This is a genomic window from Roseiconus lacunae (assembly GCF_008312935.1).
Taxonomy (GTDB): Bacteria; Planctomycetota; Planctomycetia; order Pirellulales; family Pirellulaceae; genus Stieleria; species Stieleria lacunae.
Genome location: NZ_VSZO01000002.1, coordinates 268344 through 290631 on the forward strand (window position 1 = coordinate 268344; position 22288 = coordinate 290631).

General features: G+C 57.0%; 13 protein-coding genes. 7 read left to right on the plus strand and 6 right to left on the minus strand.

The genetic code is table 11. The features are described 5' to 3' along the window. Nucleotides 1-25 precede the first annotated feature (25 nt). On the minus strand, nucleotides 26-2929 hold the full coding sequence (locus tag FYC48_RS07355; protein ID WP_235034132.1) for a PSD1 and planctomycete cytochrome C domain-containing protein: 2904 nt from the start codon (nucleotides 2927-2929) through the stop codon (nucleotides 26-28). A gap of 314 nt (nucleotides 2930-3243) precedes the next feature. On the opposite strand from FYC48_RS07355, the gene FYC48_RS07360 reads away from it, so the two are divergent. Continuing rightward, nucleotides 3244-3867, plus strand: a complete 624-nt coding sequence (locus FYC48_RS07360; RefSeq protein WP_149496047.1) for a superoxide dismutase — start codon at nucleotides 3244-3246, stop codon at nucleotides 3865-3867. A 285-nt stretch (nucleotides 3868-4152) separates the two neighbouring features. Here the strand turns inward: FYC48_RS07360 and FYC48_RS07365 are convergent, their stop codons facing one another. Continuing rightward, on the minus strand, nucleotides 4153-5967 hold the full coding sequence (locus FYC48_RS07365; protein WP_149496048.1) for a phospho-sugar mutase: 1815 nt from the start codon (nucleotides 5965-5967) through the stop codon (nucleotides 4153-4155). A gap of 192 nt (nucleotides 5968-6159) precedes the next feature. Between FYC48_RS07365 and glmM the strand changes: the two genes are divergently transcribed. Then, complete coding sequence (glmM, locus tag FYC48_RS07370) at nucleotides 6160-7500, plus strand: phosphoglucosamine mutase (protein WP_149496049.1); 1341 nt, start codon at nucleotides 6160-6162, stop codon at nucleotides 7498-7500. A gap of 224 nt (nucleotides 7501-7724) precedes the next feature. Here glmM and FYC48_RS07375 read toward each other — a convergent pair whose 3' ends face one another. Next, the gene (locus tag FYC48_RS07375; RefSeq protein ID WP_149496050.1) at nucleotides 7725-8780 is read right to left on the minus strand and encodes an anti-sigma factor family protein; all 1056 of its coding nucleotides are present in this window, start codon (nucleotides 8778-8780) and stop codon (nucleotides 7725-7727) included. 469 nt (nucleotides 8781-9249) lie between these two features. Next, nucleotides 9250-9951, minus strand: a complete 702-nt coding sequence (locus tag FYC48_RS07380) for an RNA polymerase sigma factor (RefSeq protein WP_149496051.1) — start codon at nucleotides 9949-9951, stop codon at nucleotides 9250-9252. 303 nt (nucleotides 9952-10254) lie between these two features. Between FYC48_RS07380 and FYC48_RS07385 the strand changes: the two genes are divergently transcribed. Beyond that, nucleotides 10255-12003, plus strand: coding sequence for a permease (locus FYC48_RS07385; RefSeq protein WP_315853767.1), 1749 nt, complete (start codon nucleotides 10255-10257; stop codon nucleotides 12001-12003). Nucleotides 12004-12125: 122 nt separating this feature from the next. Further along, on the plus strand, nucleotides 12126-12479 hold the full coding sequence (locus tag FYC48_RS07390; protein WP_235034133.1) for a hypothetical protein: 354 nt from the start codon (nucleotides 12126-12128) through the stop codon (nucleotides 12477-12479). A gap of 189 nt (nucleotides 12480-12668) precedes the next feature. Here FYC48_RS07390 and FYC48_RS07395 read toward each other — a convergent pair whose 3' ends face one another. Further along, complete coding sequence (locus FYC48_RS07395; RefSeq protein ID WP_149496053.1) at nucleotides 12669-14345, minus strand: sigma-70 family RNA polymerase sigma factor; 1677 nt, start codon at nucleotides 14343-14345, stop codon at nucleotides 12669-12671. 520 nt (nucleotides 14346-14865) lie between these two features. Here FYC48_RS07395 and FYC48_RS07400 point away from each other — a divergent pair. Continuing rightward, on the plus strand, nucleotides 14866-17976 hold the full coding sequence (locus FYC48_RS07400) for a [protein-PII] uridylyltransferase family protein (RefSeq protein ID WP_149496054.1): 3111 nt from the start codon (nucleotides 14866-14868) through the stop codon (nucleotides 17974-17976). Nucleotides 17977-18208: 232 nt separating this feature from the next. Then, nucleotides 18209-19963, plus strand: coding sequence for an L-arabinonate dehydratase (gene araD / locus FYC48_RS07405; RefSeq protein WP_149496055.1), 1755 nt, complete (start codon nucleotides 18209-18211; stop codon nucleotides 19961-19963). Between the two features lie 191 nt (nucleotides 19964-20154). Here araD and FYC48_RS27625 read toward each other — a convergent pair whose 3' ends face one another. Continuing rightward, nucleotides 20155-20343 (minus strand): hypothetical protein, encoded by a 189-nt coding sequence (locus FYC48_RS27625; RefSeq protein WP_160149380.1) that lies wholly within the window; start codon nucleotides 20341-20343, stop codon nucleotides 20155-20157. Between the two features lie 954 nt (nucleotides 20344-21297). Between FYC48_RS27625 and FYC48_RS07415 the strand changes: the two genes are divergently transcribed. Then, complete coding sequence (locus FYC48_RS07415) at nucleotides 21298-22260, plus strand: phosphatase PAP2 family protein (RefSeq protein ID WP_149496056.1); 963 nt, start codon at nucleotides 21298-21300, stop codon at nucleotides 22258-22260. Nucleotides 22261-22288 lie beyond the last annotated feature (28 nt).

The following is a 22288-nucleotide window of genomic DNA, read 5'->3' on the forward strand; positions in this document are numbered from 1 at the left end:
GGTGGCAGGACGTACGACCCGGGGATCAATACACGTAAATAAACTCGTTGGAGTTCAAGATCGCGAGGCAGAGATCGGCGAACGCTCGTGTATGGCGATCTACCTCAGGCGGACTTAAGTCTGGGACAAACTCCGCATTGGAATGAAGCACTTCGACGAAGCTAAACTGTTCGCCCGTGTTTTCTTCGACCGCTTCGCGCCGGATCTCGGTTGGCTGTGGCTTGAAGGGTTGAGGCACATCGGGTAACTGCTTTTCGATCAACACGAGGTGATCGACGAGCAAACGTATCTCTTGGTCACTCGCCGACCGCCCATAGACAAGCTGAAAACATCGCTCTATGGCTTGACGATCGGTATCGGTCTCCTGCAAACAACGGTGCGCCAATGCGAGCGCTCGCTTGTTCGATCGTTCGCTATTGAGCAGTGCGAAGACCTGTGGAGTGACGTTGGACTGATCTCGCTGTTCGGCCGAAAAATCGGGGCCCGGCAAGTTGAACACTTCATGTGCCGGATCGGCGAGCCCGCGAAGCCGACATGCGTAGATTGAGCGTCGGTGACGATCCTCGGGCAGCGGGTTGGGTTGCCAAGCGGCGGCGAAGGTCCCCATCACCTGCCGCGGCTGCAAAGCGACCTCCAGGTTGATCTCCGGCCGGCAAGGGACACCGCCTTGCGTTGGATTTAGTTCACCGGACATCGATAGCATTGCATCACGAATTTCCTCGGCGGTTAAACGACGAGGGGCAAACGCGGCATAGCTTGTTCCGTTGGGATCGAACTCGGCGAGTTTCGATGCGTCGGGATGAGAACTCGACCGGCGATAGGCTTCACTGGTCATGATCAAACGATGCAGTGACTTCAGCGACCATCCGTTTTCGACCAACGTCGAAGCAAGGAAATCAAGCAACTCCGGGTGCGTCGGACGTTTACCGGTGGATCCGAAGTTATTTGGGTTTCCGGCAATCGGCTTTCCGAAGTGCCACATCCAGACACGATTGGCGATCGTTCGAGTCGTCAACGGATTGTCGGCATTGGTCACCCAACGGGCGAACGCCAATCGCCGACCACCGACCGAATTCGGGATCGGAGATTCCAGCAAATTTTCTAGGATGCTTAAGACTCCCGGCTGCACCGCTTCGCCGGGGGAAAATGGGTCGCCTCCGGTCAAAATGTGCCCCTGTTCCAATTCGCCTTTCATCGGATCGCTGGGGACACGAAACGGCGCGTAGATCGATTTCACATCGGGAGTGTGACCGTTATAGATCGACAATGCGTAGGGCTTGAACGTGTCTTCTTCGAACGCGAGTGCCTGTAGCCCCTTGCGGGCGACTCGTTCGAGTCCGAATTGTTGCGGTGTGAAGCCAACTAGCTTCGGAGGGTACTGACCTTCTTGCAGTCCCTTTCGGATCCGGCCGCGCGCCGCATTAAACACGCCCGACTTTCGACCTCGGCTGATTTCGGCGACCACCTCCCGCCACTTTGAATCATCCAATCCGTGTTCGTTGTACCAGTCGATAGCGTTGTCCAGCAAAACTTGATCGAGATCCTGGAGGATGGCCTGATAGGCCGCACGTCGCTCGGCAAGGTGGCGGACCTGATCAAACCCATCGGTGCTTTCGGAGGACAATCGTTCGGCCCGACGATCGGCCAGTTGAGTCGTCTTGAACACCGCTTGAATGCCGTAATAGTCGCGGGTCGGTACCGGATCGAACTTATGATCATGACACTTGGCGCACTGAAGTGAGTGGGCGAGGAATGTTTCGCCAACGCTGTTGGTCACGTCATCCAAAAAACGCTGCCGGGCCACCTTGGCGACTTCCATTCCCGTTAATTCCCAAGGGCCCATCCTCAAAAAACCAACCGCGATCAACATTTCAGGATCATTCGGTTTCCACTCGTCACCGGCGATTTGCTCAAGAGCGAATTGATCGAACGGCTTGTCGTTATTGAAAGAACGAATCACATAGTCGCGATACCGCCAGGCTCCGCCTCGGTGATAATCGTTTGCAAAGCCGGACGAATCGGCATAGCGAACGACGTCGAGCCAGTGTTGCGCCATCCGTTCGCCATAGTGGGGCGAATCGAGCAGGCGATCGACCAGTTTCGCGACCGCTTCGTCATCCGGCAAAGAGTTTTGCACGAACGCTTCGACTTCATCGGGCGTCGGTGGCAACCCAGTCAAGTCAAACGTGGCTCGGCGGATCAGTGTACGTCGATCGGCCGGCTCGGCTGCCGGCAATCCTTTGGGCATCGCGGCTTCGATCAATTCATCAATCGGGTTGATAGCCGCACCGGTGATCTGCGGCCGGACAACTGGTTGATAGCCCCAAAGTGACTCCGGTTGATAACGTCGGTTGGTCCAGGCCGCGTCAAGCCCGCCCGAGGTTTTGACGAGAATGCCATCTTCGACAGACCAACGCTCGGCATTCTCCTTTTCAATCTCTTGGGCACGTTCTGGACTCGGCCAAACGGCCCCCGTTTCAATCCAACGCCGCACATCGGCAAGCTGTTTGGCGGTGATCGCTTCGGCTTCTTTCGGTGGCATTGCCGACCAATCGTCATTGGTCCGAGTCATGACGAGGTACAACGAACTCTCCTCGGGCCGACCGGCGATGATTGCCGCTTCGCCGCTTTCGCCACCTGCCATTGCCAACTTGGGTTGGGTGAGGTCAAGCTCGCCTTCGACTGAGTCAGGGTCGGCGCCGTGACATCCGAAGCATTTTTCACGTAACAAAGGCTCGATCCGGCGAACGAAGATGGCTTCGGATTCCCCGGCTAGAGGGTCGTCTTGGTCGGCCGTTGTTTCTTCGGGAATCGGAGCGGCACGGGCAGACCGATCGACCGTCAGACAACAAACCGCGATGGCCAGAAAAATAGTCGCACGAATCGTTGCTCGATGGAGTGGCGCACCGGCATACGAAGGACAATTCACCAGTCGACCGATCCGTTTTTTTGAGACGAGGGAATGAAAGAGGTACGGCATGTTCTGGGCAAGAATTTGGCGAGATTATTTTTGGGGAAGATCCGCAGCAGGCCCTGTTAGCCGCAGCAGGCCCTGTCAGTCCCATTCTACCACGACTGGGGGCAAGGTTCAGAATCAGCCACCTTGCGCGGACTTGCCGCTGTCGCTATCGTTTCACGAAGCACGGTTTCCGAATCAATCGCGCCGAATGGCTCGCCAGTTGATCGGATCATAACCAATGAACCAGAACGTCATTCCCCCGAACACCAGTGGAGAAAGCTTCGATGGCTTACTCATTGCCAGAATTGCCTTATGCCAAGGACGCCCTGGAGCCTCATATTGATGCTAAGACCATGGAAATCCACCATGGCAAGCACCACAACGGCTATGTCACCAAACTTAACGGCGCGATCGAAGGCACTGATTTAGGATCGAAATCGGTCGAAGACCTGGTTTCAGACCTGTCTGCGGTCCCCGAGGACAAACGCGGCGCGGTCCGCAACAACGGTGGCGGACATGCCAATCACTCGCTGTTTTGGGCCGTCATGGGCCCCGGCAAAGGCGGCACGCCCTCGGGCGACCTTGCCGCGGCGATCGACAGCGCCTTCGGAAGCTTTGACGCGATGAAAGAAGCGTTCGAGGCCGCAGCCGCAACCCGTTTCGGTAGCGGTTGGGCGTGGCTTTACGTCGAAGGCGGTACGCTGAAGATCGGCAGCACCGCCAACCAAGACAACCCGTTGATGGGCACCGACATTGCCGGAATCAGCGGTACCCCGATCTTAGGCCTCGACGTGTGGGAACACGCCTACTACTTGAACTACCAAAACCGCCGTCCCGACTACATCGCCGCGTTCTGGAACGTCGTCGATTGGGATGCCGTTGCGGCTCGCTTCGCAGCCGCAAAGTAGACCGACCGAAGTCAATAGGATCATCAGCGTAGGCTTTGCGGCCCATGCGATAAACGATCCACCGTAAATAATCCTATCGCTTGGCGCCCGGTCATCGACCGGGCGCCAAGCTTTTTTTGTGTTGACGTCTTTGCGGGATCGGCCGACGCACCGACGCGTCATCGACGCCCGATGTGAACCCTCGGAGGTTTCCCCGTGAAGGCAGAAAAACCTGGGACGCGCGCCGCATCATGGTGACGGCCCGCACTCGCGACGGCGAGTGCGTCTCTTTGTTTGATCGACGCGTTAGCTATTCGCCTTTGCAAACGCTCGCATGTCGGCTTCGAGCGCCTTGAGACGCTCGCCAAGTTTTGCTTCGGCGGCATCGAGATCCTGTGAATCACCGACGGGCAACCGGGTGAACACATACAACTTGATCTTCGGTTCGGTGCCACTCGGTCGAGCGGCGACGTAATTACCTTCTTCATCTAGATCCATGATGATCAGGTTCCCGACCGGGTCACCGAGAGCTTCGGAGTTGCCCGTTGCCGTGTCGGTCTTGGTGCTATTGAGATAGTCACGAATTTGCCCCACGCGAATACCGGCAAGCGATTCGGGAGGCGATTGCCGGAAGGCCTGCATCAAACGTTGCATCGCCGCCATCCCTTCGCTGCCTTCCATCACAAGATTGATCAGGTACTCCTTGTGATAGCCATGCTTTCGATAGAGGGCAGCCAAGTACTCGTGCATCGAGATACCTTGCTGTTTCAAATCCGCGGCAAGTTCGCTGAGCAGCATGCAAGCGACCGCTCCGTCTTTATCGCGGCAATACTGGCCGACCAGATAGCCGTGCGATTCTTCGGTTCCGAACACGAACTTATCGGGGCCACCGGCGTCCATCGCCGCCGCGATATGCTTGAATCCGACCAACAAATCGCCGACCGTTTTCACTTCGTACGAATCAGCGATACGGCGGATCAACTCGGTCGTGACGAGCGTCTTGACGAGATAATGGTCGGCCGAAAGTGTGCCTGCTTGCTTGCGTTTGGAGAGGATGAATTCGGCCAACAACGCACCGATCTGATTGCCGTTGAATGTGGCCCATTCGCCCGACGGATCGCTTGTCACCGGAGCGGCAACCCCTAATCGGTCGCAATCGGGATCGGTCGCCAGGACCACATCGAAACCGTTGGCCGACGCGTATTCGATCGGCTTCTCAAAGACGGCTGTATTTTCGGGGTTGGAAACGTGTCCGGGAACATTTGGGAAGTCACCGCTTTTTTCTTCGTGCGGCCCATAGACTTCGACATTGTTGAATCCGTCGGCCTTCAACAACGGAATCACAGCTTCGGCACCGACGCCATGCAAAGGCGTGTAAAGGATCTTGACGTCTCGACTGCCTTCGAATGCTTGAGCTTTGGTGACTTCCAAAAACGCGTGATCGATTTCTTCGGTGATGATTTCAACTCGACCGTCAGCCAACGCATCGGCGAACGGGACTTGGTTGATTTCTTGACAATTCATCACACGATCGATGATCGCTTTATCGTGTGGCGGCAGAACTTGTGCCCCGCTGGACCAATAAACTTTGACGGCGTTGTCGCTCGGCGGGTTGTGGCTTGCGGTCACCATGATTCCGCAATCGCAGCTTTTCTGGCGAACGGCAAACGACAGCTGCGGCGTCGCACGATAATCGTCCAAAAAGTAGACCTTGAACCCGGCGGCGACCATGATCCCCGCGCACAGTTCGGCAAAGTGTCGTGATTTATGACGTGTGTCATAAGCAATCACACAAGAAAGTTCTTTCGCGCCTTTGTGATACTCGGTCACATAATCGGCCAGCCCTTGGGCGCTTTCGCCGATTGTCCGATCGTTAATCGCATTGGACCCGATCGGGTTCATGCGTCCGCGTCGGCCGCCAGTTCCAAATGGAATGATCGTCCAAAAAGCATCGTCGAGGGCGCGCCAATGCCCGGCTTCGATTTCAGCGGCAACCTGATCGCGGTAGTCGGCATAGCGGTCTTCGGTAAGCCAGGATTGGATATTCTCAAGGGCGGTAGAACTGATTTGCCCGTCTTCGGCGGCTTTTGAAACGGCTGCAAGTGACTCGGTAGCGTTCATAAACGGTTGTGTTCGCAGGGGAAAGTGAAGGTCTGGTTGCCAGGAACATCGGTACGCGATTCTATTGTGTGGCACGCGGATCCTGCAACGAGGGCGGCGTCACGGTGGCGACGATTCACCCTCCGGCCTGGCAATGGTCCCGCGTCTAACACGACTTATTCCCCTCGAACGATACGATCGACAGAGTCAACCATGAGCAAGCTAATCATCAGTGTCAGCGGCCTCCGCGGCATCATCGGCGAAACACTCACGCCGGTCGTCGCGGCTCGATTTGTCGCCGCCTTTGCCGCACACCTGCCTGCCGGGCCGGTTGTCGTCGGTCGTGACGGACGTAGCAGCGGCCCGATGTTGCGGGACACCATCGTCGCCGCCCTGCGCGCATGCGGGCGCGACGTGATCGACGCAGACGTGGCGGCGACACCGACAATTGGTGTGTTGGTCAAGACCATCGGGGCCGCAGGTGCGGTGCAGATCTCGGCGAGCCATAATCCACCGCCCTACAACGGAATCAAACTCTTCGGTAGCGACGGGCGCGTGCTAGACGCCATCACGGGCGCGAAGATTCGTGATGCTTATCATGAAGAAACCGCCGCCTGGACGTCCTTCGACAAAATCGGAAACGCTACCGTTCACGACGATCCTCACGAAGCCCACTTGCAGGCGGTGCTTGCCACCGTGAACGTCGATGCCATTCGCGCCGCCAAGCATCGAGTCCTGATCGATAGCAACCACGGGGCCGGCGCTCTGCTCGGCGTGCGATTGCTCGAAGCGCTCGGCTGCGATGTGGTCACTTTCGGTGCCGAGCCAGACGGACAATTCGAACACGTCCCCGAACCCACCGAGGAAAACCTCGCCGGTATCTCCGATCTGGTCCGGAAAAACGATTGCGTCGTCGGCTTCTGCCAAGACCCGGATGCAGATCGACTTGCACTTATCGATGGCAATGGCAAGTACGTCGGCGAAGAGTACACGTTGGCCTTATGCGTACGACGGGCGATGGCCAACGAAGACACACGTGGGCCAATTGTCATCAACGGTGCGACGAGTTCAATGAGCGAACGGGTAGCCGCAGAAGCGGGCGTAGCCGCGTTTCGCTCGGCCGTCGGGGAAGCCAACGTGGCGGACAAAATGATCGCCGAGAAAGCGACCTATGGCGGCGAAGGCAATGGAGGACCGATCGATCCGCGCGTCGGATACGTTCGAGACAGCTTCGTCGGAATGGCGCAAGTACTGGACCTCATGACCTCGACGGGCAAGCCGGTCGCCGAGCTGGCCGCCGAACTGCCTCGGTTTGCCATCGTCAAGGACAAGGCATCCGTCTCCGCCGATGGCTTGCCAGAGTTGTTCGCGAAGCTCAAGCAACAGTACCCCGAAGCGAACGTGGATGAAGGCGATGGCTTGCGATTGGCTTGGCCAGATCGCTGGCTACTCGTTCGCGGCAGCAACACCGAACCGATCGTGAGGTTGATTGCCGAAGCGGATTCGGAATCGCAAGCACAAGCGTTGTGCGACGCAGCTCGTGAGCTGCTTTAAAAGAATATGGGACAGAGCCTCTGTACCAGCGTCGATGGTCGGACCGGGAATTTGGCGAGAGAAAACGGACTCGCCTCGCCGAAAGTCAGTACCGGTCAACGGACGGCTCGGATTTGCAAACGACGAGCACCATTCGACGCGGCGTTGGCAACTTGCCGCCCAGCTCGCTAGCTGACGCAGGGCCCGACGCATTCGCATACGGCTTACGCTTCGCGGACAGGCTTTCAACGTTGAACGGAAATCTTAAATGGCGGGATGTCGCTCGGGGCGAGGGCGGCATCATCGATGTTAACGCCTGCTTCGATCGCGCCGGCATGGTTAAGAAACGGGTTGTCTCGCAGCGAATCGATTGCGTCTAAACTGACAAACTGAACAGAGCCGTTTTCATAGAGAACGTTGATCCCTCGTTCGCCGTGAGCATAACGTGTGGTCGCCATGCCATTGGCGTCTCGACCGATCACCGGTGAATCCGCCATCACGGCAAACGTCGCCCGGCCTTCGTACTGGGGTGACGAGTAGCCTTGATCGCCGATCACGCCAAGGTTGTAGGCGTAATGACCGCCGGCATATTGTTGAACCGATTGCAGCTGATTGACAGACAACTGGTGCAGTTCACCTGCCGTCGGCAGCCGATACGCTCCCGCGGTGTTCGGTTTACTGATGACGGCCTGAGGCTGCGTGGGCACGTCCATCGACGGGCACCACTGAGGTTGGTCGTCGGGCAACAATCCGACGTCATGTAGTCGGATCGCATAGACCCCGGCAAACGCTTCGGGCCCCGACGGTTGGACTTGAGGCAATCGCCCTTGATGATCCTGGGTAACATATTGCAGCAACGCCGTGCCGAGAGACCGCAGATTGTCTTGACAAGCAGCCTTGCGAGCCTGAAACCGACCGGCCGCGATCGTTGGCAACAACAGCGCCAATAGCGTCGCCACCGACAAAAGGCCTCCGATCGAGTCGACGACGTTCCAGCGACTCGTCGGCCGTGTAGATTCACGTGACAACTCGACGTCACTGAGTGTCACCGGATAGTCGCGACCGACGGCTTCGTCACTCGTCGGTGGTATCCCCTCGGGGATCGCAGCCATCGTCCGGGCAAGCAGATCTTCACTTGGTGGCTCGATCGCTTCGAACCCGTCTTCGAGCGGACGGAGGCTACGTTCAAGTCGCGCCAGTTCCGCTTGCCCCTCGGGATTGTCCTTCAACCACTCCGAAACACGCTGCATCTCGTCGGGTTCGAGTGCGCCAAGAAGGTAACCAAGCAGGTCTTCGTGCATAGAATGAACGGTGGGATTGTCGGTCGGTGGGCGACTTCACCAAGCTACCAAACTTCACCGAAGCGTTCGCTTTCGGTTGATGATAGCGAGTGGTTAAGACGCAAGTCAGCAGGAACGCTCTACGATTCGTTTTTCAGTGACTCGTGTTACCAAGGCTTTGCCTTCACTTGATTCCGCCATCTCCGACCTGGCTTCCACGAAGGATTCCAGCGAAATGGGTTGTTCCAGTTCGACTTGGGACTTAGCCACGGTTGCGTATCAATCGTTGGGGCTGGTCCCCATTGGCTGATTGATCACACCCAACGATCGAATCGAAACGAAGCGATTAGCTAAAATTGCCGAAAGCCTCGACGGCCTCCACTAGGAACAAGAACCTAAGCTGTGACAAAGGACTGGTTATTTTGCATACGAAGCGTTGCCGGCAATGGTTCGAGCCGATGGGGAAAACCGACTCCGAAGCGACTTTAGTTTATTCGTCGGTCGGCACGTCGTGGGAATCTTCCCACATCACGCCGAGGCGCTGGACGGCGGCGTGAAGGCGACTTTTGACGGTTCCAACCGGGATCCCCAGTACGTCGGCGGCTTCACGGTACTTGAGGCCTTGGTAGTAAACCAACTGAATGACTTGTTGCATTGGTTCACCAAGCGACTCGATGGACTGTTTCATCCAGTGGCCGTTCTCCTGGTCCGAAGCCGCGGCGAGTGGGTCGGGGGTACCGCCGACAAGTTTTTCGGCCCAGCTCGCATTGCGTTGTTCGGAGTCATTGGGCGTGCGATCCAAGCTGACCATGCGGTGTCGCTTGTTGCGCCGCTGGACGTCGATGGCCTGATTGGTTGCAATCGCATACAGCCAGGGGCGAAAACGCCGAGCACTATCGAATTGATGAGCCTTCAAATGGACTTGCAAGAACGTTCCTTGGAAAGCGTCCTCGGCCATTTCGACGCCACCGATGTAACGCCGCAGGTAACTGTATATTTCCCGCTGGTAACGCTGCATCAACTGGTCAAAGAATGAACGATTGCCCGTTTCCCGGTAGGCAGCCAGCAACGATTCATCGCTGAGTTCGTTTCGCTCGTCGGCAGAGAGCTGCTGGAGCGATGAAATGTCCGATGCCTTCCGCGTCGATTCGATCAATGCATTCGAACGTGGCAGTGCAGATGAAGCGGACATTGGAAAAGCCTGAGAAAGAAAAGCGGAGAATTCGTCGAGTGTCGATGAAAAACCTTCAACAAGGGAAACCAACACTCCATAACACGCGTACTGCGTGCGCGTAACCCGCCGCAAGCAGCACGGAATCCTGGTGCCCTGTTGCTACGCATTATCTCGTCAATTGGCTCGGTGGTCAAAGCGATTTTTCGGGAATTAGCCAGACTCGTGGTCCGGAACGACTGGTTGAATGGCGACTTCGGGGCTACAACGCGATAGCAAAAGGAAATTCGCTTCCGGAAAGGCCCCGATCCCAGAGGATGAACCTTGGAATTATCGAGCGATTCGAACTCAGGAGGCTCCATCGAGGACAAGCCCCCCTCCGACGAACCGGTCGGTGCAGGTCCCTCAGAATCGCCGATGCTCGGCTCGCCAACTCCGCCGACTGCCTGGGGTGGATACCGGTGGCTGACACCCGGTGATGTGAACGCGTTTTTCGGGCTAATGCTAGACAACCTGACGGGACTATTTTTGGTTGTCATTTTGCTGTCTGGCTTCGGTTTCCCGACGGACTTCGCCATCTCTGCATTGATCCCGGGAACCGCACTCGGCGTCTTGATCGGCGATTTGGCGTTCGTTTACTTCGCGTTTCGTCTCGCCAAGAAAAAACAATCCAGCGACGTGACAGCGATGCCTCTCGGATTGGATACACCGAGTGTGTTTGGGATCTCGCTATTGATACTTGGCCCGTCATTCGTCCAAGGCGTCGATACGCTGGGGCTATCACCAGAGGCGGCAGCGCGGCGAACGTGGCACATCGGTATCTGGTGTATCGTGATGAGCGGTCTCTTAAAGTTGGCGATGGCGCCGGCGACCAATTGGGTTCGGCGGGTGATTCCCCGAGCGGGCTTGCTTGGGTCGCTTGCCGCGATCGCGTTGGCACTGATCAGCTTCTTTCCGCTGACCGAGATTTTGGCGCAGTCACTACCTGGGTTTCTTGCCCTGTCGATTGTCTTGACGACGCTTATCGCACGAATTCCGTTACCGAAAAATATCCCAGGAACCTTGGGAGCTTTGATTGTCGCCGGCTTGGTGTATTACTTGATGTGCGGGCTGGGAATCGAAGGCTATCACTTTCCCACGATCAGTGAAATCGAGTGGTTGCCGACCGCTTGGATGGAGGCGACGTCGGGAAGTTGGTTAGGTGCGTTTGCCGACGCGTTGCCTTACTTGCCAATCGCACTGCCGTTTGCGATCGCTACGGTCGTCGGGGGAATTGACTGCACCGAAAGCGCCGCCGCGGCGGGCGACGACTATCACACCCCGACGGTGGTCGGTGTCGAAGCCGTCGCGACTTTGTTGGCCGGACTGTGCGGTGGCGTGATCCAGACCACGCCATACATTGGACATCCGGCTTACAAAGCGATGGGCGGACGAGCGGGCTACACGCTGGGAACCGCACTGGTCATTGGTAGCGCCGGATTACTCGGCTACTTCACGTTTCTAAATGACGTGATTCCTAAGCCAGCCGTCTTGCCGATCTTGGTTTTCATTGGATTGGAAATCACCGCACAAAGTTTTTCGGCGACTCCCAAGCGACATTATGCTGCGGTCGCGATCGCTTGTTTGCCCGCCCTCGCTTCGCTGGTATTTAACTTTTGCGATCGAATCCTGAGCGACCCCGCACTCGGCAGAGCGGGACTGTCCCTGGCTGATTTAAGCCCGCCGTTCCAAGAGGCGTTCGGAGTAATCACCATGCTTGCCAGTGGGTTTATCCTGACCAGCCTGTTGTGGGCCTGGGGACTCGCCGCGGCCATCGACCGGCGCTTACGTGTCGCCGGCGGTGTGTACTTGGCGTGCGGGTTGTTTACGCTGGTGGGACTGATGCATTCGCCGTTACAAGGCAATCGCCTATTCGTCCCCTTTGGTCCCGACAGCTGGGGCGAACTGGTGCTCGGTGGCGAGTACCAAGAACGCGTGTTTGAATTTGCCGCCGGATACGCCGTCGTTGGCGTGCTGTTCCTGATCTGGGATCGTTTTGTCGACACCACGACGATCGCCGGCGATCACGAGTGAACGCCGCGGGACACTTAAAAGGCCCCGTGCGAAATCCGCAAACCGGACACGGCAGACGCGTGCGGCATACGAACTAGAATGCATCGCTTTTCGGAAAGGCTTGCGAACACAAACAGGATGTCATGGGAAAGCGGCGTGAAGAGATTGATCCGCGACGGATGCTAACGCTGATCGCTGCGATCGGGATGCTTTCGGCGGCCCTAGCGGCTTATTGGTTTTCAGATTCCAGCTCGGGAACGTTTTTCAGTGCGGCACTCGGCCGCGTTGGACTCGTGCTTGCCGCGTTGTGGTTGGCCTGGCCATCGCTGAAACGGCCCGCAAAGTGGTTGCCCGCCAGTGTGCCGGTGATCGGCGTTTGTGCGTTAATCGTGATCGCCGCACAACCGCGATTAATCTTGCCAGCGATCCCGTTGGTGGGAGCACTGATCACGCTTTCAACTGTGATCAGTGCGATGCGGAAAAAGCCCAAGAGGTAGATTGCCAAATCGAGTGTAACCGTTTGGACAGCTCCACGTTTCCCACCAACAGTCGTTCGAAAGCTAAATCAAGCAACCGGCGTTCGAAGACAGTACGTTCGAAGACACTGCGATCGACGTGCGTAATCTTGCCGCAACGTGTTCGCTTCATCCTCCGCTAGAAGGCCTCCGCTAGAAGTTCGCGCGGTTCTAAACCGGTTCGCCGCCTTCCATCAGGGCGAAGTCGGCACCGTCCAAGAAGCTCGCCAAAGATTTCGAACGGTAGGGCTGTTGCAGTTTGCGAACTGCCTTGCTTTCGATCTGTCGCACACGTTCACGAGTGACCTGGAAGATTCGCCCGACTTCTTCGAGCGTGTACGTGTAGCCGTCGGCCAAGCCATAACGCAGACGCAAGATTTCTCGCTCGCGGTAGTTCAGGGTTTCCATCGCTTGGTTGATCTGAGCCTTCAACGCTTGGCGATTGGTTTCCAACAACGGATCGTCGTCACGGTGGTCTTGCAAGAACTCGCCAAAGACGCTGTCTTCGTGATCGCCGACGGGCTGGTCAAGCGAAAGCGGTTGACGACTCATCTTCAAGATCACGCGAGTGTCTTCCAAGCTCAAACCGCTGCGAGCACAAACTTCTTCGGCGGTGGGTTCGCGGCCATATTCTTGAACTAGATCACGGGTGATCTGACGGATCTTGTTCATCGTGTCGATCATGTGAACCGGGACGCGGATGGTGCGACTTTGGTCGGCGATCGCTCGGGTGATTGCTTGGCGAATCCACCAAGTCGCGTAGGTGCTGAACTTGTAACCACGGGCGTGCTCGAATTTGTCGACCGCTCGCATCAGGCCGGTGTTGCCCTCTTGGATCAAATCCAGGAAAGACAATCCACGGTTACGGTATTTCTTAGCGATCGAGACGACCAATCGAAGGTTACCCGCCGACAGGACTCGCTTGGCCGCTTCGTAGTCATCACGCAGGGCGATGCACTTGTTGACGCGACGTTGCAGCGTCATCGGCGATTCGAAAGTCATTCGCATCAGGTAGTGCAATTCGCTCTTCAGTTCCGCTTCGCTGGGTACGCCGGGTTTGCCGGCGATACCGCCCTGCGTCAATTGCTGATGGATTTCCATCATGCGACGGGCAGACTTTTTCAGCTTGTCGAACATTGGCTGCAGCTTGCCGGTACGCAGGTTCATTTCTTCGACCAAGCGAACGGCCTTGTTGCGACGGACGACCAAGTTCTTCCAAGCGGCTCGGCGTTGACGCAGAGGCAAACGCTTGTTGATCGCGGTGAAGTAGTCCGCCTTGTTTTGCTTCAGCAGGACTTCCAGCGTACGGACGTTCGGCACGATCCGCTGCATGATCGCTTTTTTCTCGGCCGCGTTGGTCACGCTGACTTCGATCGTTCGGTCGAGTCGCAGTTGTTTGTCGCGAACTTGTTGGAGCAACTTCAACGCACCTTGCAACATGAAGTCGGTCGCCAGCATGCAGTGGCGATACTTATCGCGGGTGAATTCGATTTGCTTAGCCGCCGAGACTTCTTGGTCGCGGGTCAGCAAGGGGATTTGGCCCATCTGCATGAGGTACATGCGAACCGGGTCTTCGGTCGGGTCGGCGTCCATGTCCAGCTCGTCGCCCATGCCACGGGTGTCGACGGTCATTTCTTCGGCGTGCTGGTCTGCGAATTCTTCGCCCATCACGCGAGAGCGTCGATCGACCGATTCCTCGGCGGCGAAAGCATCGTCTTGTAAGCTGCGACCGCTGATCTTGTTACCCATGAACCTTTCCTCTGAAGCCGGACTAGAACACTCGATTTGGTCCGGGAGGGTTTCAGCATCCGCGATGCCGATACTGCCGCTAGGGATGGCAACGATCATTGCAACCTGTTGTGGGGAAAGAGTTTAGGCGAGCGAAAAGCCACCGGCCGCGGCGTGGGGTGTTTCGGAAAGCACACAACCGGGTGTTGCAAAAACTCAACCTAAGAGGCGACAAGTCGTCGGCGTGGGGAACAAACGACGGCCGAACATTTCGCTGACAGGCCTCTGGCGAGCAACGAGTGTCCTTGATCCCGGTCAAGTCGGTGGCAGACAAACGTAGGTCATCGGACACGGACTTAACGGAAAACCCTCAAGGATTTAGACTAGAAGTCCAATTTCGAGTTCCCTCGAATCTCTGCGGTGTTCCTGATTTGGCGGCACTTCGGATTTCGCAGAGTTGCCGATTTTTTGTGAAGTCGTCCCGCAACCGGTCGTTGCATCAATTCATCAACGGCCCGCCAACCCGAGGGGGTAAAATCCCTTTGGGGACGAAATCACGCCTCGGCACGATGGCTCACCCGAGACGGTTCAGCCAAAATAGTCGTTCACCGCCCGTTCTCCTTTCAACGTCGAGCCGTCCGTGCAGTCGCCCCCCCGCTCAAACGCCGATTCTGCAGGCCAGTTTTCTGAAGACGAGTTCGCTTGGATTGAGCCCGGGCGGTTTACCAATTGGACGACCGCGCGTCATCACCTCGAAGCGATCTGGAACTGTGGTGCGCCAACCGATTTGCTGACCATGCTGCGCGAACGGTTGCTGCAGCAGCTCGCCAGCTTGGTGGATTTCGATGCCACGATTTCCAACTTGGATCGATTCATCGCCGCCAGCCGTTCGCCAACGTCACTGCTAGCGCTCTTTGAACGCGATGAAAAGGCACTCTCGACGTTGCTACAAGTCTTCTCAACGAGCCAAACACTGGCCAACCGATTGATCGCTGATCCGGAAAGCTTTGATCTGCTCCGTGCCAGCGACGGCCAACCGGCCGAGCGAGCGTACTTGGTCGACGAACTGGTCGCAGAATTGGCGACGATCGAAAGTCCGAGTCGAGCAGCATTAGCGATCCGAAAGTTCTCCAGCCGGGAAACCGCGCGGATTGCTTACGGAGAATTTGTCAGCGACATGAGTCCCGAGCACGTCGGCGAACAGTTGGCGTTCGTCGCCGACGCAATCCTGGAAGCCGCGTTAGCATTCACGCTTCGGCGAATCGAATCACAAAATCGCACGCCGATGCGAAGCGATGGCCAATCGATCAAGTTCGCAATCATCGGGCTCGGTCAACTCGGTGGAACCGAAATGGGTTACGGCAGCCCGCTGGAAATCATGTTTCTTTACGATGCGATCGAAGAGAAAAGCGAATCCCACCGAACGTATGTCGAACAAGTGGTTTCCGATGTGATCGCATTGACCGATTCCGAGGAAACGGCGGCGCTTAGTATCAGAGTCGATCACTCGTTTCGTCCGCTTGGCGAAGCTTATCTGATCGGTAGCGGCGACCTCATCGCAAAGCGACTTGAATCTGACGGCCGGACTTGGCAACGAATCGAGATGATCAAGGCGCGCGTCGTTGCCGGAGACCAGGGCCTGGGTAATGACTTGATCCAACGACTACAGCCTTGGATTTATCGTCGCTTCATGAGTCGACGTGACTTCGGTGACATTCGCTCGCTACGAAAAAAACTGCAGCGACGATTCGAATCCGGCACGGTCGAAGGCGATGACGTCTACCTCGCCCCCGGCGGTCGTCGTGACGTTGAGCTGATGATGCGTTTTCTACAGCTTCTCCATGGCGGAGAGATCTCGTCCGTCCGTGTCGGTAACACCTACGAAGCGATAGCCAGCTTGGAACGCGAAGGTTGCTTGACCCATCAGGAATCAAGCTTGTTGACCAGGGGTTATGCGCGGCTCTGTCGATTGCAGCATCTGTTATCGGTGATGACCGGCCAACACACACGTTGCCTACCACATGATGAATCGATGCGTCGCCGACTCGCTTGGCACCTGGGGGTTCGCGGTGACGACGGAACGGTCGGCGACTTGTCGCGATTTCAAAGCCAGTTACAAGAAACGTTCGAACTGAATCGAAAGGTCCTTAACCACTTGATGGTCGATGCGCCCAAGGGCGACGACGGTGACGAGCTAGAAGATTACGCTGCCGAAACCGAACTGGTGCTCGACCCGGCGCCTGACGAAGAACTTGTCCGGCAAACTCTGATCCGACATTCGTTGACCGACATCGATCAGGCCATGGTCAACATTCGAGCGTTGTCGACCGAATCGGTACGGTTTCTCTCACGCCGCCGCTGCCATCACTTTTTCGCTTCCTTAGCCCCCAAGCTTTTAGCCGAAATCGCCAAGACCCCCGACCCAGATCGAACCCTGCAAACGCTCGCCGAAGTTGCCGATTCGCTTGGCGGCAAAAGCAGCCTGTGGGAACTGCTCAATACCAACCGGGCAACACTTGAATTAATGGTTCGCATGTGTGCCGCGACGCCGTACCTGAGTGATCTGCTGATCGAAATGCCGGGGATGATCGACGAACTGATCGATTCACTGTTAATGAATCGACTCCCGTCGGCGGACCGCCTGGATGCCAAGTCCATCGACCTCTGTCGGCGTGCGACGGATATCGACGTGGTGCTGCACGGCTTTAAAAGCAGCGCCCATTTGATGATCGGTGTTCACGACATTCTCGGCAAGGAATCACTCGAAGACTTGCTCGCCGCCCTCGGCGATGCCGCCGAAGCGGCCTTACGACGAACGATCGAGTTCGAACAGGAGCAATTGGCGGCCCGATTTGGCGACCCCGTCGACGCGGACGGTGAACCGGCCGACTTGATCGCCGTCGCGATCGGCAAGTTCGGCGGACATGAACCGAATTATCGAAGCGATTTGGATGTCGTGTTTTTGTATACCGACGAAGGAGAAACCCGGCGACGTGTCGGCGGGCCGCGAAAAACAGTCAGCAACGCCCAGTTCTTCAATATGTTGACCAAGGCTGTCGTTCGTCGGATCAATGAACCGCGTGACTTCGGCCAGCTTTACGAGTTGGACCGAAGTCTTCGACCGGCTGGTGAAGAAGGCGTCCTTGCCGTTTCGCTGGATCAATTTGCGATCCGATTCCGTCGTGGGATCGCGCCGCTTTGGCAACAAATGGCGCTCTGCAAGGCGCGCGCGGTTTCCGGAGGTCGACGCAAACGAGCCATCGCAAACGAACTGTTGCGGTCTATTCTAAAATCGGCAAAGTGGCGTCCGGCCATGCTCGGTGAGTTGGAAACCCTTAGGATGCGAATCCAGGAAACGTCGAGCGATGAGAATATCAAGAGCGGCGTTGGCGGAACGATAGACATCGAATTCATCGCGCAGATGTTGACGCTGGCAAATATTGCCGAGTATGGCGATTCGATTCTCGCCACGGGGACACTCGCGTCGCTCGAACAACTTACCGCCGCCGGGGTGCTCGACGCGACAGACGCGGCAACGCTGGCGAAGAACTATCGAATGCTACGTGGAATCGAAGCCAACTTGTGTTTGATGAAGAACGAAGCGCGGCACGAACTTCCCCTCTCGGATTCCGGTAAACGCGACTTGGCCTATCTGATGCATCGCAACGATCATCGACAAATCGACGCCGAACTGGATGACGTGCGGCAATCGACCCGTCAGATCTTTGAGCGATTGTTTGCGTCGTCGTGAGCGCGGAAAATCCCTCGACTAATGCCCGCGTCAAAGGAATGTTGACTGACACACTGAGTGTATCGCCGCAGCTGACCAATCAAGTGTGATCAAACGGCGAACGGCAATCATTCGTGGCGACTGTCATTCAATCGTCACGACACCGGCGTTCTCTCAAATCTCCGGCCTATCGCCTGTCACGTTAAACTAGCTCAAAAATCCCCCGCTTCTTTTCCCCGCCTGCTTTGACCCGATGAATCTTGAATTTGTATCCCGGTTAACATCGTCTGACCGAGACCCCAGCCGCTTGCGATCGGCCCGTTGGTTCGCCCCTGACGACATGCGTTCGTTTGGTCATCGATCTCGCTTGAAAGGCATGGGGTTTGATGACGTGGACTTCAAGGATCGGCCGGTTGTGGCGATCCTGAATACGTGGAGCGAACTCAATACGTGTCATTCGCACTTCAAGAATCGGGCGGACGAAGTTCGTCGCGGGATTTTGCAGGCCGGCGGTTTTCCCGTCGAAGTTCCCGTGATGTCCTTGGGCGAAATGCTGATGAAGCCCACGACGATGCTGTATCGCAATTTGTTGGCGATGGAAGTCGAAGAAGTGTTGCGATGTCATCCCATCGACGCGGCTGTGCTGATGGGCGGATGCGATAAAACGGTGCCCGCGATGTTGATGGGAGCGATCAGCGCCGACATCCCTTCAATTTTTTTCCCCGCCGGCCCGATGCTGAAAGCACGCTGGAAGAACGTCACCTTGGGAAGTGGCAGCGACGCTTGGAAATACTGGGACGAACGATTGGCGGGCAACCTTTGCGACAAGGATTGGAAAGGCATCGAAAACTGCATCGGTCGATCGGCAGGAACTTGCATGACGATGGGAACCGCTAGCACGATGGCGTGTGTGACCGAAGCGATGGGGATGTCGCTTCCCGGCGCCGCGTGTACCCCATCGGTCGTCGCCGATCACAGTCGCCTTGCCACTCAAACGGGACGCCATGCGGTTGAGATGGCCTGGGCAAACTGGAAACCGTCGGACATTTTGGATGAAAAGTCGATCGATAATGGTGTCATGACATCGCTGGCCATCGGAGGCAGCACCAACGCGATCGTGCACTTGATCGCGATCGCCGGCCGACTGGAACAGACACTGACACTCGAACGGTTTGATGAACTTTCTCAAACCACGCCGGTGCTTGCCGACATCCGACCGGGCGGGCAATTTCTGATGGAAGACTTTTTTGATGCCGGCGGTCTGCCGGCGCTGCTCAACCGAATGCAAGACCTACTGCATGCCGATTCGAAAACAGTTCTCGGTGGAACATTGGGGGAACAAGTCGCGGACTGTGACGTGATCGATGATCAAGTCATTCGAATTCGTGAAAACCCGGTCTCAGAAGCCGGCGGAACGTGTGTCCTGCGCGGCAACCTGGCCCCGTCGGGTTGTGTCATCAAAGCGTTAGCTGCCAACCCGGACTTACTTTCTCATCGCGGTCCGGCGGTCGTCTTTGACAACTACCCTGACATGAAAGCCCGTATCCATGATCCCGAATTGGACGTGACTTCCGACAGTGTGATCATTTTGCGAAGTGCCGGACCGCTCGGGGCCCCCGGCTTTCCGGAATGGGGCATGTTGCCGATTCCTAAGAAGTTACTGCAAGAAGGCATTCGCGACATGGTGCGAATCAGCGACGCGCGAATGAGTGGGACCAGTTACGGCACATGCGTTCTGCACATCGCACCGGAAAGCGCCGCCGGTGGTCCGCTGGCATTGGTAAGAACGGGAGACATGATCGAAATCGATGTGCCCAAGCGTCGCATTCACTGGGATGTTGCCGAAGACGAAGCGGCACGTCGTAAGGCCGAAATCAAGCTCCCCGACGTCGTGCCACCACGTGGATACGGACAACTGTATGCCAAGCATGTCACCCAAGCGGACGTGGGATGCGATTTCGATTTCCTGACCGGACGCTCTCCCGGTGAAGAACCGGGTATCCATTAGCCGGCGATGCGACCGACGCACGCCAAAGACGTTGGCGGCGAATGTTTCGTCGACCTCTCAAACGAGGACTAGCCGATTGACGCTCGCCCCGGTTTCGGTGCGACAACCGGGGGCAACGCATGTCGGCTGATGAGTTGGCCCCAGACAGTTGGTCTGCACAGTTGGTCTGCACGGAACACTAGTCAGTTGAGCTAGCGTCGATACTCGTTCAGGAAGCCGCGATTGGAAGCGGCGCGAGGATTGAAGATCTTGCGCTCACGATGCGGCTGATACGGTTTCTCGATCGCTTCGCCGTAGGTGACATCGTCATGCATTGCCGGCGGAGAAGGCACTCCGTCGGAATGGATGATCGTGCCATCGATGATTTCGCCGTCCATCATCGGGGAGTAGCCAGACGACGCGCCGCAACTGCACCCGCCTTCGCATCCGCAGGCAGGCTCGAACCCACAACCAGGCTCAATTCCGCAGCCAGGTTCAAGTCCACAACCAGGCTCTAGTCCGCACCCGGGTTCGATGTAGCCATCGCAGTCGCAGGGACCTTCGCAGCCGCAAGCCGGTTCGCTCATGCAACTGTCACAGCCCGAATCACAACCGCCGGCACACCGAGGCGCGAAGCCTCGATTGCTGTGACCACCGGGCCCCGATTCGCAGCCGCAGTAGTATCCCCACAAACTACGCACTCCCGACAACGTGGGGCGACACTTACCGCACGATTGCCCGTTGAAGTTGCCGCACGAATCGCATGGATCCTTGCAGTCGGCCGGGTGGTTAACCCAAGGATCGACGTAAAGTTCGCCGCACCCGGTGCAAGAATCACACGCGTCTCCGCATCCTTGCAACTGACAGTTCATGCCCATTGGGCCAACGCATCCAGTAAGCCCGAGCGTGATGCAGCCGAGCAACAACAGTCCTATCCTGCGTGACATATCGTTCGATTCCGTGAAACTCGTCGTGCCCCGCTAAGCAGGGCGGTCTTCGTGACGTCTGTAACCTCACCGCAATCAGTCATCGTCAACCTAATCGTCAAAGTTGACTAATTCTGGGCAAACCGTTTTCGCGAGGTTTTGTCAAGCAAACTGTGCTATCGCCCGGGCGCACAAATTCGATACCCTCGACGGCTGAAAACCTGGAGTTAGCTCACCCATGAAGTAGGTGAGCCGACGACTTCCAGCGTGTGTAGCTGAAGGCATTGTGCGGCTCAAGGTTTTCGAAGAGGTCGCCATTACCGCGCGACCTCAATCACCGGACGACGCCAATGGCATCCGGAAAGTCATCTGATTTCAACGCACCGGAAGGCAATGAAACGTATGGATGCGAAACGAGCGACGATTCCAATGAATGAGACGCTTGACAGCGGCGGTGTTGCCGGCGGGATCGGCGACTCCGAACGCCAGGTCACGCCGATTCAGTTGTCTCGCCAGGGCGAGTCGCCATCATCGCCCCCAACGCTAGGCGATGGCCAGGCGACCGATGCCCCCACCGCCGAAGAGACCTCTGCGAAGTCGACTTCGACACAAACCGAGTCCACATTTTCGAATCCGGCCTGCAAGCCGTCACTATTGAACTACCGTTTCCGACTTTCGTCGCTGTTCGCCCTTGGCATCATGCTGTTGCTCTGCGTGCCCATCGCGACCTTGATCGACGTTCCGGTGGCACGTTGGTTTGCCAAAGACCCGTTGCCGCGCGAGGTTTATAATGCGGTTGAACTGATGCGGGTATTCTCACACGGCAGTGGGATCTTTCTGGTGTTGTTTGGAATCTTCCTCATGGCTCCACGATGCCGATGGCAATTGCCGCGTCTGGTTACGCTCGCAGTCGGTGCGGGGGCGTTTGCGACGCTGGGCCGCATTTTCGTGTTGCGTCCCCGTCCGACGGGATTCAACCTTGATGTCGCCTCGATGGATTCCGCTTGGCTGTGGGCGTTTGACTGGACGTTGTCACAAGTCGCGACGTTCGACGCCAGCACGCGTGCCTTTCCTAGTGGAAATATGGCGACGGCAACGGCGCTAACGATCGGGTTGTGGATGGTATTGCCAAGCGGACGCATCCTTTTTGGCTTGATGTGCTTCGGGACCGTCCTTCAACGTCTCGCTTGCGGGGCACACTTTCCCAGCGATCTTTTTGGTGGCGGCGCATTCGGAGTGTTTTGGGCATTCATCTGCTATCACCCCAAGCTACTCGGAAATCTGTTTGACAAGATGCAGCCGGAATCCGAACCCCGTCGGCTTCGCGACTCCGCCGACCGATCGCTCAGCGTACATCGGGACGACGACGAGCAATCGCCGTTGGCTGCGTGATCGCAGTCCGCGTGAACGGTAATGACGT